Origin of the sequence: Streptomyces sp. URMC 123 (assembly GCF_051386515.1) — a bacterium.
Taxonomy (GTDB): Bacteria; Actinomycetota; Actinomycetes; order Streptomycetales; family Streptomycetaceae; genus Streptomyces.
In genome coordinates this window covers 1-10006 of sequence record NZ_JBPQTV010000237.1, presented here as the reverse complement: position 1 = coordinate 10006, position 10006 = coordinate 1, and the positions used below count along the sequence as shown (strand labels likewise).

General features: G+C 69.7%; 12 protein-coding genes. 6 read left to right on the top strand and 6 right to left on the bottom strand.

Features of this window, described 5'->3' with window-relative positions:
- Nucleotides 1-106 precede the first annotated feature (106 nt).
- Complete coding sequence (locus ACSNOD_RS23065) at nucleotides 107-385, bottom strand: hypothetical protein (RefSeq protein ID WP_436768933.1); 279 nt, start codon at nucleotides 383-385, stop codon at nucleotides 107-109.
- A gap of 167 nt (nucleotides 386-552) precedes the next feature.
- Here ACSNOD_RS23065 and ACSNOD_RS23060 point away from each other — a divergent pair, with 167 nt between their 5' ends.
- The 5 genes from ACSNOD_RS23060 (at nucleotide 553) to ACSNOD_RS23040 (ending at nucleotide 6492) form a co-directional block, all read left to right on the top strand.
- A complete protein-coding gene (locus ACSNOD_RS23060; RefSeq protein ID WP_436768932.1) occupies nucleotides 553-1035 on the top strand; it encodes a DUF3515 family protein in 483 nt (160 codons plus the stop codon).
- A 118-nt stretch (nucleotides 1036-1153) separates the two neighbouring features.
- Nucleotides 1154-3421, top strand: coding sequence for an MMPL family transporter (locus ACSNOD_RS23055; protein WP_436768931.1), 2268 nt, complete (start codon nucleotides 1154-1156; stop codon nucleotides 3419-3421).
- 5 nt (nucleotides 3422-3426) lie between these two features.
- Nucleotides 3427-4710 (top strand): sensor histidine kinase, encoded by a 1284-nt coding sequence (locus ACSNOD_RS23050; protein WP_436768930.1) that lies wholly within the window; start codon nucleotides 3427-3429, stop codon nucleotides 4708-4710.
- Entirely contained in the window at nucleotides 4707-5345 is a 639-nt protein-coding gene (locus ACSNOD_RS23045) for a response regulator (protein WP_436768929.1), read from the top strand. Before ACSNOD_RS23050 ends, ACSNOD_RS23045 begins: the two co-directional genes overlap by 4 nt.
- A gap of 529 nt (nucleotides 5346-5874) precedes the next feature.
- Nucleotides 5875-6492 (top strand): DUF6518 family protein, encoded by a 618-nt coding sequence (locus ACSNOD_RS23040; RefSeq protein ID WP_436768928.1) that lies wholly within the window; start codon nucleotides 5875-5877, stop codon nucleotides 6490-6492.
- Nucleotides 6493-6498: 6 nt separating this feature from the next.
- Here ACSNOD_RS23040 and ACSNOD_RS23035 read toward each other — a convergent pair whose 3' ends face one another.
- Nucleotides 6499-6702 carry a DUF397 domain-containing protein gene (locus ACSNOD_RS23035; protein WP_436768927.1) on the bottom strand — a complete coding sequence of 68 codons (204 nt, stop codon included), beginning with the start codon at nucleotides 6700-6702 and terminating at the stop codon, nucleotides 6499-6501.
- Complete coding sequence (locus ACSNOD_RS23030) at nucleotides 6699-7130, bottom strand: DUF397 domain-containing protein (protein ID WP_436768926.1); 432 nt, start codon at nucleotides 7128-7130, stop codon at nucleotides 6699-6701. Before ACSNOD_RS23030 ends, ACSNOD_RS23035 begins: the two co-directional genes overlap by 4 nt.
- Here ACSNOD_RS23030 and ACSNOD_RS23025 point away from each other — a divergent pair.
- Nucleotides 7105-7578, top strand: a complete 474-nt coding sequence (locus tag ACSNOD_RS23025; RefSeq protein WP_436768925.1) for a DUF3515 domain-containing protein — start codon at nucleotides 7105-7107, stop codon at nucleotides 7576-7578. The two genes, ACSNOD_RS23030 and ACSNOD_RS23025, sit on opposite strands and share 26 nt — an antisense overlap.
- Nucleotides 7579-7690: 112 nt before the next feature.
- On the opposite strand, the gene ACSNOD_RS23020 is transcribed toward ACSNOD_RS23025, so the two are convergent.
- The 3 genes from ACSNOD_RS23020 to ACSNOD_RS23010 all read right to left on the bottom strand — a co-directional run.
- A complete protein-coding gene (locus ACSNOD_RS23020; RefSeq protein ID WP_436768924.1) occupies nucleotides 7691-8197 on the bottom strand; it encodes an RICIN domain-containing protein in 507 nt (168 codons plus the stop codon).
- Nucleotides 8198-8644: 447 nt separating this feature from the next.
- Nucleotides 8645-8944 carry a hypothetical protein gene (locus tag ACSNOD_RS23015; RefSeq protein WP_436768923.1) on the bottom strand — a complete coding sequence of 100 codons (300 nt, stop codon included), beginning with the start codon at nucleotides 8942-8944 and terminating at the stop codon, nucleotides 8645-8647.
- Nucleotides 8945-8979: 35 nt separating this feature from the next.
- The coding region (locus tag ACSNOD_RS23010; RefSeq protein ID WP_436768922.1) for a DUF1266 domain-containing protein at nucleotides 8980-10006 on the bottom strand (1027 nt) is incomplete at its 5' end.

Below are 10006 nucleotides of genomic sequence, written 5' to 3'. Positions count from 1 at the left end.
GGCCCCGTACGCGTTGGGCTTACGCGTACGGGGCCGGCCTCGTCACCGCGGTGTCGGTCGCGGCCCTCCCGGACCGGACGGACTACCGGACGGACTACCGGACGGACTAGCGGGGCCAGGTGGGGTTGTTCTCCTCGGCCGCCTTGCAGGAGTTCAGCTGGCGCTGGATCGCGTCGGCCTGCTGGGTGGCGCGACGGGCGGCCTCGGGCTCGCCCTCACGCTTCATCCGCTGGGCCTTGGCGCGCAGCTTGGCGATGTCGTTCTGCATCTGGTTGTAGTTGCAGGTGATCTTCGCCGCGGCGGCCGGCTGGGCCGGGACGACGACGGTCAGCGCGCCACCGGCGATGACGGCGCTGAGCGCGAGGGTGAGGAAACGACGACGCATGGGTCTTCCTTCGTCAAGTAAGGGCCCCCGTGGACCCGTTGAGCGGTCTACTCGGGGGTAACCATAGCTGACCAGAACTGTTCGCTCGTACGTTCTCATGGGGGGTGCGGGGGCGTGCCTCCGGTCGCGTTAGGGTTCGGCTGAACGCGCGATCGGGGGAAATGCGGATGAAGTCCCGTACGGGCCGTGCGCTGCTGATCACGGCGTCCCTCGCCGCGCTGTCGGCGGCCGCGGTGGCCGGCTGCGGATGGCCGGCGGACGACGGCCGCCGAGGCGTCGACGCGGCCCCCGACGGCGCGAGCGCCGCCTGCGCGAAGGTGATGTCCCGACTCCCGTCGAGCGTTCTGGGCGCGCCCCGCCGTGCGACGAAGGGCGCCGGCACGGCGGCGTGGGGGAGTTCGTCGATCGTCCTGCGCTGCGGCGTCGCCCCGCCGGCTCCGACGGTCGCGCCGTGCCTGTCCGTCAACGGCGTCGACTGGGTCCTCGACGAGCGGCGGTTCGACCGGGAGCACGTCCGCTCCCTGACGACGTACGGGCGCGATCCGGCCGTCGAGGTGACCTTCTTCGCCGCCGCCGACAGCGCGGGCGACGGGGTCGCCGCGCTGGACGAGGCGGTGCGGGGCCTGCCCCGGACGTCTTCCTGCCTCTGAGGGCGGGCCCCCGTCGTGCCCGGGGGGTGCCCCCACCCCCGGGTCCACCGATCGGTGGACCGCAGGTTCAACCTGACACCTCTGTCCGCCAACTCCCCTGCTCAACCAGGCTTTCCGCATGAACTCACTCACTGTGCGGATGGCGCGTCGGAGCGCCCGGCACCCCTGGCGGGCGATCGCCGGGTGGCTCGTCCTCGTGGCACTGTGCCTGGTCGTCGGCGGAGCCGTGGGCACCAACAGCGCCAAGACCGCCGACTACCGCGTCGGCGAGGCGGGCCGGGCCGAGGCCATGGCGACCGAGGGGAACCTGGAGCGCAGGCCCGCCGAACAGGTGCTCATCTCCGCCCGCTCGGGCGCCCCCGACCGCCGGGCGGCCGAGGCGGCCGCCCGGGACCTCACCGCCCGGATGAAGCCCCTGCCCGAGGTCGCGGACGTGGCCGCGCCCCTGTGGTCGGGCGACGGCCGCCACCTCATGGTCGAGGTCTCCCTCAAGGGCGAGGAGCGGGACGCCAAGGACAAGGTCGACGCGCTGCTCGCACAGACGGCGGCCGTCCAGGAGGCCCACCCCGGGCTGCTGCTGGAGGAGACCGGGTCCCCCTCCGTCAGCAAGGGCGTCGACCGGCAGCGCGCCGACGACCTGGCGCTCTCCGAGATGATCACGCTGCCGGTTACGCTGGTGACGCTGCTCGTCGCCTTCGGTTCGGTCGTGGTGGCCACCGTGCCGCTGCTGCTCGCGCTGACCTCGATCGCGGCGGCGATCGGCCTGTCGATGGTGGTCTCGCACGTCTCGCCCGACGCCGGGGTCGGCACGAACGTCATCCTGATGATCGGCCTCGCCGTCGGCGTCGACTACACGCTCTTCTACCTCAAGCGGGAGCGCGAGGAGCGGGCCCGCGCCGGCGGCCGGCTGAGCACCGAGGCGCTGGTGGAGCTGGCGGCGGCCACGTCGGGCCGGGCGGTCGTGGTGTCGGGGCTGGCGGTCGTCGTCTCCACCGCGACGCTCTACCTCGCCTCCGACGTGATCTTCTCCTCGCTCGCCACGGGCACCATTCTGGTCGTCCTGGTCGCCGTGGCCAGCTCCCTGACGGCGCTGCCCGCGCTGCTGGCCCTGCTCGGCAGGCGGGCGGAGCGCGGGGCGCGGCGCCGGGCGGAGCGCGGGAAGCCGGCCCGGCGCACGCGCGGCCAGGGCGGCGACCAGGGCGGCGGCGGTCGGGGCAGCGACGGCCAGGGCGGCGGCGGTCGGGGCAGCGGCCGGGGCGGCGGCGGCCGGATCTGGACGGCGCTGCTGCGGCCCGCCGCCCGGCACCCCCTCGCCACGCTCTGCGTCGCGGTCCTCGCCCTGCTCGGCCTCGCCCTCCCGCTGGCCGGTCTGAACATCACGGAGATGAGCCGGGACACGCACTCCCGCGAGATCCCCGCGATGCGGGTGTACGACCGCCTCAACGACGCGTTCCCCGAGCAGCGGGTCACCCACGACGTCGTCGTACGGGCCGACGCGTCGCGCGTCCAGGAGGTCACCGGGGCGCTGCGCCGAGTCGCCGAACTGGCCGAGGCCGACCCGCTGTTCGCCGACGGCTCGCAGCTGCGCACCTCGGACGACCGGCGCGTCAGCGTCCTGCGGCTGAAGGTCCCGCACCTCGGCAACTCGCCGCAGGCGTACGAGTCCCTCGCCCATCTGCGCGAGAACTATCTGCCGGCCACCGTCGGCCGGATCGAGGGCGCGGCGTACGGCGTCACCGGCGATGTCGCCCGCTACGCCGACTATCCGGCCCACCAGAACGGCAAACTCCCGCTCGTGCTCACCGCGTTGCTGCTGGTGACCTTCGCGATGACCGTGTACGCCTTCCGCTCCGTGGCGCTCGGACTCATCGGTGTCGTGCTGAACCTGCTGTCCGCCGCGGCCGCGCTAGGACTGCTCGTCCTCGTCTTCCAGGGCACCTGGGCCGAGGGGCTGCTCGGCTTCGACTCCACCGGCTCGATCGGCTCCCGCGTCCCGCTCTTCCTCTTCGTGATCCTCTTCGGGCTCTCCATGGACTACCAGGTGTTCGTGGTCAGCCGGATCAGGGAGGCGGTGCTCGCCGGCGTCCCCACGCGGCAGGCGGTGCTCGACGGCATCCGCACGTCGGCGGGCGTCGTCACCAGCGCCGCCGTCGTGATGACGACCGTGTTCGTGAGCTTCGTCTTCCTGCACATCATCGAGATGAAGCAGATCGGCTTCGTCCTCGCGGCGGCCGTCCTGCTCGACGCCTTCGTCGTCCGGATCATGATCCTGCCGGCCGCGCTGCTGCTGCTCGGCGAGGCGACCTGGTGGCCCTCGCGCCCGGCGCGCCGTGCCCCGGCCGTGCCGGGCCGGACGGACCGCGAACCGGTGGCCGACGTACGTTGATGGGCATGACCGCTCTCGCCGGGCCCTCCACGTCCGCCGGGCCTTCCGCCCAGGCCGGCCCCTCCGCTCCCGCCGGATCTCCCGCCCCCGCCGGGCCCTCCGCCGACACCGTGTGGGCCGTCTCGCTGCGCCGCTGGAACGCGGTGTGCTGGGTGCTGTTCGCCGCGATGGCCGTCGGGCTCGCCGCGATGGACCGTCCCGGCGGGAGCAAGTACGGGGCGCTCGCGCTGCTCGGCTGCGTGGTGCTCTGCTACGCGGTCCTCGACCGCTTCCCGGACAACCCCGTCGTACGGCCGCGGGTCTACCTCACCGTGCTGGTGCTCGCGCTCGGCGGGCTCGCGTACCTGCGCAGCAGCTACGCGGCGCTGTTCATGGTGACGCTGCCGCACTACTGGATGTTCGGGCGGACTCCCAGGGCCTCCATGGGGTTCCTGGGGCTGGCGACCGCCGCGTCGCTGGCCGGCAGCTGGACCCGGCAGGGCTGGTCGCTGGCGTTCTTCAGCGAGACGGTGGTGTCCACGCTGATCGTCGTGGCGGTGGGGGTCCTGATCGGGCTCTGGGCGCACTCCGTGGTCGCCCAGAGCACGGAACGGGCCCGGCTGATCGTGGAGTTGGAGCGGACCCAGGCGGAGCTGTCCGAGGCGCACCAGCGCCAGGGCGCGGCGGACGAGCGGGAGCGGATGGCGCGGGACATCCACGACACGCTCGCGCAGGGGTTCGCGTCGATCGTCGTCCTCGCGGAGGCGGCCCGGGCGGGGCTGGCCGCCGACCCGGCGCGCAGCGCCCAGCAGCTCCGCTCGATCGAGTCGACGGCCCGCGAGAACCTCGCCGAGGCACGCGAGCTGGTGGGCTCGGCCCAGCAGCGGGGCGGCGCGCCGGCCGGCTCCGTGGCGCTGACCCTGCGCCGCATCCTCGACCGCTTCGCGGAGGACACGGGCCTCACGGTCGAGGCCGACCTGGCGGACGTGGCCTGCGACCAGCAGACCCGGATCGCGCTGCTGCGCTGCACCCAGGAATCGCTGGCCAACGTCCGTAAGCACGCGCGGGCCTCCACGGTCGGGGTGATCCTGGCCCGCCGGCCGTACGGGGTGGAGCTGGAGGTCACCGACGACGGCGCGGGCTTCGTCCCGGAGGAGTCGACCGGCTTCGGCCTCGACGGCATGCGCAAGCGCCTGGCGGAACTGGGCGGCCGGCTGACGGTCACCAGCTCCGTCGGCGACGGCACGCGCGTGCTGGCGGTGCTGCCGCCGGGGACGCCCGGCCACGAGGAAGGCGAGGGGGCGGCATGACCGGCGGACCGATCCGGGTGCTCGTCGTGGACGACCACACGGTGATGCGGGCGGGCGTCGTCGCCCTGCTCGCCGGCGAGGACGGCATCGAGATCGTCGGCGAGGCGGGCGACGGCCGGGCGGCCCTCGAGCTCGTCGAGCGGTACGAGCCGGATGTCGCGCTCATCGACCTGCGGATGCCGGTGCTCGACGGCGTCGGCACGACCGCGGAGATCGTCGCCCGCCACCCGCGCACGCGGGTCCTGATCCTGACGACGTACGACACGGACCAGGACATCGAGCGCGGAGTGGAGGCCGGTGCGATCGGCTACCTCCTCAAGGACACCACGCGGGAACAGCTCGCGGACGCGATCCGCGCGGCGGCGCGCGGCGAGACGGTCCTCGCGCCCCGCGTGGCCGAAAAGCTGATCGCCCGCATGCGGCGGCCGGCCCAGGAGCCGCTGACCGCCCGCGAGACGGACGTCCTCGGCGCGGTGGCCGACGGCCTGACCAACGCGGAGATCGGCAAACGCCTCGTCATCTCGGAGGCCACGGTCAAGACGCACTTGCTGCGCCTGTTCGCGAAGCTCGACGTGAACGACCGCACGCGCGCGGTGGTGGTGGCCCTGGAGCGTGGCCTGCTCCAGCGCCCCTAGCGACGGCATCAGCCACCTCCGCGAGGGATGCGCGCATAAGAACCGCCCCCCTCCTTCTCACCGGCCGAGTTCATGGCTGGCCAGCGTTGATCAATTAATCACGCATGGGGAATGCATGGCTCCAGCCCGGGACGTCGAAAAATGGCCACACCTTCTGCGGGTGGTCGGATGGCCAATTTGCTGGTCAGGACTACCTGTTGCTGGCATTGGCGTAGTCAACTGGCCAATTGTCGTGCCCTCCTTGCTCTTTGATCAACGGATGGCATAGATTCGTCGAGCCCTCGGGGGGTGCATATTCGAGGGGGTCGCCTTACGCAGTAGTGGGTTGGCTCAGCGTGATGCGTCTAGCGTAATGAATGTGATTACTCCTTGAGTGACGCCTCGAAAGGGCCCCTCAAATGCATCTGCAAGGGTTTTGAGATGCCCTGCAACACACCGCACCACTCCAGCGACATTAACCCACGCTGGCGGGTCGTCAGGTGGAGTGGGTAAGATCCGGGCCCACATCGCCGCCCTTAGCATCGAGGTCATGTACGTGCGCTCACCGCTGTTGGCCATCGCGCTTCCCCTTGCGACTGGCTTAGCTGTCGGAATTTCCGGCCCAGTTCTTGAATCGATGAATGGGCAGGTGAGCCACGCAGCAAGCGTCACCCTGGTAGCGGGTTGGATATACGCCCTGTTGGCTTTCATTTCCGGCTTGCTGACTGGCACTAGGATGCGCGCCGCCATCATGGGGTTTATTTCGCTGGTAGTAACTGTGTTCGCCTACTATTCAACCAAGGCGGCCAAGGGTGACTTCCGGTCCGTGGATTTCAGCGACCCGGACACTACCACTTTCGCCTGGGGAAGTTTCCTCTCGATGCTCCTCGTATGGTGCTTCTTCGCACTCATCCTGGGGCCGCTCTGCGGCCTTTCGGGTCACCTCGCGCGCACTGGGCCCTACCGTCTGCCCTTCCAGCTTCTGATCCCAGCCGTGGCCATTGGCGAGACGTCCATGCGACTGTCCGTCGAGGCCGGTAGGCAGGAAGCGCTGGTAGGTACGACTTGGAGTGTCACCCGCTTCCTCGCCGTAGCAGTGATTCTGACCCTCGCATGCGTCACGACCTTGCGTACTTGGCGCCGTCGATCCGCGCGAGCCCACTCCTGACCAGACCTAGCGCTCCCCGAGCGCGTCGAGCCGCCCGGCTTTCACGGCACTGATGAACGCGCCCAGTTCGCCTGGAGCGACCCGCACGACGACGCGCGGCTGAGCGCTCTCCCGAACGCGGACGCTCCCATCGGGCCCCGCGGCGAGGCCGAGGCAGTTGGCCCCTTCCCCGCAGAAGGAGGACTGTTGCCATATCGGCGATGCGGTCATGGTGGCTCCTTAAGAGGCCCTTGGCGACAAGCGCCCACCCGGCCCCACCCCTCGCTGAGCGTGTCGAGCCGTCCGGCCTTCACGGCATCGATGAACGCGCCCAGTTCACTTGGAGCGACCCGCACGACGACGCGCGGCTGAGCGCTCTCCCGAACGCGGACGCCATGGCCCGGTGTCATGGCCAACTCTCCGCAGGAGTTGCCCTCGCCGCAAGAGATGCCGCAGCCACCGCGAATCCTGTTCCGGCCGGGCAACGTCAAGCATGCTCTGTGGGAGGAGAAGCTGGCACTCCTCCCGCTAGGCAGCCCCGTGTTGTTTGCTCTGCTTGGTGGGCTCGAAGCCTCGGAGGCACCGGCCAGGCCACGATAGAGTTGTCGGACAGGAAGCTTGGGAGGAGCGGCAATGAGGGTTCGCGTGTCACACGGCATAGTGGCTCTTGTGTGCGCTGCCGCCCTTTCAGCAGGAGCGGTTTTCTACTGGCAAAGTGCGGACAGGCAACACGTGCGAGCCGCGCCTGACGGGGCCAACCCGGCTTGCGAGCAGGTGACATCCAAGCTTCCCTCGACCCTCATGGGGAACGCTCGGCAGGCCACGGACGCCGATGGAACCGCAGCTTGGGGGAGCCCAACAGTTGTTCTCCGCTGCGGTGTCCCACCTCTGATGCCCACCACCGATCAATGCATGACCGTGAACGGCATCGACTGGGTCCTCGACGAAAAGCGGTATGAGCGAGAGAACGTGCGTGCTCTTACCACCTATGGTCGAAACCCTGCCATTGAGGTCACCTTCCTCGACGGTTCGTACAGTGCGGGGGACGGCCTGGTGGATCTCCAGGACGCTGTTAAGGACATTCCTCAGACGTCGAAATGTATGTGAGTTGCACCTGTGTCGGACTGAGCATGGAAGAGCGGCTGACTCAAAGGAGCCAGCCGCTCTACTTTTTCTATGGCCTATCGGCTTCGGATGGCCGGGGTGCGGCCATGTGGGCTCAGCCAGTGCCGTAGCTCCACTGCTGGTACAGGGGGTCGTTGTCGGACAGCTGCCACTGCTGCACCCGGGCGCCGTTCGCCGAGCTACCGTTGTTGGTCTCCAGGACCTTCTTGCTGTTCGCGTTGTAAATATGACCAGCAGAGAAGAACCAGCGCTGTGTGGCGATGCCCGCGCAACTCCACTGCTGGGCCGGCGCCCCGTTGTCGGTGCGGGAATCGGCAATTTCCAGGCACTTGCCACTGTTATTGTTGACGATGTAGTAACTACCGTCGGAGTTGCGGTTGAACCGCCACAGGGCCCCGGCCTGGCCGTTGCAATCCCAGATCTGCGCGCGTGCACCATTACTCGTGCTGGAGTTACTGATCTCCAGGCACTTCATCTGGCCCCAAAGAGTTGAATTCTGAACCAGCGTGTCCGGGTTGGCGGCCATGCTGACGTTCGGCATCGCGATGACGGCCGAGAGTGCGGAGACGGTGATGGCTCCGAGCTTGGTTGTCCTCTTCACGAGACTGCCCAATTCTCTTGCTTGCTTCTTGTGAACTGAGGAAGGGAAGCGCGGACTGGACTGAACAGTCCTGCTGCTGAGGATTTCGTACGCTTCGAGATCCGTGCGCGACAGCTAGGCGCCCCTTGGCTCGAGTTGATCATACAGTCATGATCATGGCGGTTTGCTAGGCGTTATTTTTGGCCAGTGGCCCAAAGGTGACACTCGGGTGTTCGCTTCAGATTGGTGCGGTCCCGACCTTCGGAACGCGACGACGGCGGTTGGCGCGGCGCAGGTGAAGGGATTGGAGCCTGGGCTTTCTCGCGATCAGGCGTCCTTGCCGGGCCGCCCAGTTGCAGCCGAGCCGGCTCCCAGGGGAGAGAGCGCGACGTTTTTGTGCAGCTGAACAATTCACGGCAGAGCGGTGAGTTCAACTTCCCCGTCGAAGGATGTCGAGCCCTGGAGTGGTCAGGCTGTACCGTGTCGAGCCGGCGAAACCCGCAGTTTGATCTGCTGGTTGTGCGCCGTGTGGGCCACGACCACCCCGTTGATCGGGCTTCCGGGCACGGGCCACGCGGCCGGATCGACCGGGACGCCCTCGGGGAGGTACGCGATGGCCTCCACGATCGCCCGCACACGCGGGCACGCGTCGAGCGTCACGAACATGCCGAACGAGGCATGGTGCTCCACCACGCCCTCGACGCGGGAGCCGAGGGGGAACGCCGCGCTGCGCTCCGCCCACTCGGACTCCGACCACCGCGCACTCATCCGCACTCCTCACAGTCGACCGGTCTCATCGGATCTCACCGGAACGGGATGTTCAGCCAGGGGCTGCCCGGGTCGGACATCAGGACCTGGTGGGCGATGAGCATCGACTCGTACCAGTCGCCGAACTCCTCCTGATCGAAGTGGAGCACACGCCCCAGCACGTATCCCGCGGAGAACTCCGCCCAGGACCCGTACACCGCGCGGGCCGCCTCGCCCGCGCGGACCACCGCCGCCTCCGTCTCCCACGGCTCGCAGTAGCGCGCGCCCAGTCCCCAGCGGGCCATCTTGGACGCGCGGCCGAAGTCCCAGGCCAGCACGGACCGTACGGAGTCGCCCTCCGCGAGGAGACCGTCCGCGCGGAAGCGGGCCTCGTAGCGGACGATCCGGCCGATCACCTCGTGGGTGAGGCGCACCCGGTGGTCCCCCGCGCCCTCCGCGCGCAGCCGCCGCTCCGCCGCGTCGCGCCACTGGACGGGGCCGATCCGCGCGCCCCCCTCGCCGGCGAGCTCCCGCCGGACCTCCAGGGCGTACTCCCAGACCGGGGAGGTCATCCGCCCGGCGAGCAGCGGCTCGATCGCGGCCAGCCAGTCCTCACGGCTGGTGATCCCCCACCACTCCTTGAGGCGCTCCTTCTCGTCGTCGTACCCCGTCCCGTGCCACTGGAGGTTGTTCCAGAGGGAGCCGTTGCTCACGCAGAGCAGCGCGCCGCAGGCGAGGCCGTGGGCCACCGGGCCGTGCAGGGGCCCGGTCCACAGCGTGCGGAGGGTGTCGCCCTGCTCGACCCACGCGCGCTCCCCGTGCATCCGCCAGGTCTCGCGGAACGCGGCGCCCCCGGGGAAGTACGCCTCGCAGGGCGAGCCGGGGTTGACGGCCATCCACCACGCGTCGTCCGGCCAGCGGGCGGCCAGCCAGCGCAGGCTGCCCCGGATGAAGACGATGTCGCGGCGCGGCGGCGGCAGCGCGCCGTGCGTCTGGAGCGCGAGGCACCACACCCCGCTGCGCACCTCGTGGTACGGGGTGAAGGTCACCCGGCCGGGAATGGCGTCGACCCGGGCGCGGGCC

Excerpts from the sequence above, each read along its gene's own strand:
- ACSNOD_RS23065 (WP_436768933.1), bottom strand. The coding sequence starts at position 385 with ATGCGTCGTCGTTTCCTCACCCTCGCGCTCAGCGCCGTCATCGCCGGT.
- ACSNOD_RS23060 (WP_436768932.1), top strand. The coding sequence starts at position 553 with ATGAAGTCCCGTACGGGCCGTGCGCTGCTGATCACGGCGTCCCTCGCC.
- ACSNOD_RS23055 (WP_436768931.1), top strand. The coding sequence starts at position 1,154 with ATGAACTCACTCACTGTGCGGATGGCGCGTCGGAGCGCCCGGCACCCC.
- ACSNOD_RS23050 (WP_436768930.1), top strand. The coding sequence starts at position 3,427 with ATGACCGCTCTCGCCGGGCCCTCCACGTCCGCCGGGCCTTCCGCCCAG.
- ACSNOD_RS23045 (WP_436768929.1), top strand. The coding sequence starts at position 4,707 with ATGACCGGCGGACCGATCCGGGTGCTCGTCGTGGACGACCACACGGTG.
- ACSNOD_RS23040 (WP_436768928.1), top strand. The coding sequence starts at position 5,875 with ATGTACGTGCGCTCACCGCTGTTGGCCATCGCGCTTCCCCTTGCGACT.
- ACSNOD_RS23035 (WP_436768927.1), bottom strand. The coding sequence starts at position 6,702 with ATGACCGCATCGCCGATATGGCAACAGTCCTCCTTCTGCGGGGAAGGG.
- ACSNOD_RS23025 (WP_436768925.1), top strand. The coding sequence starts at position 7,105 with ATGAGGGTTCGCGTGTCACACGGCATAGTGGCTCTTGTGTGCGCTGCC.
- ACSNOD_RS23030 (WP_436768926.1), bottom strand. The coding sequence starts at position 7,130 with ATGCCGTGTGACACGCGAACCCTCATTGCCGCTCCTCCCAAGCTTCCT.
- ACSNOD_RS23015 (WP_436768923.1), bottom strand. The coding sequence starts at position 8,944 with ATGAGTGCGCGGTGGTCGGAGTCCGAGTGGGCGGAGCGCAGCGCGGCG.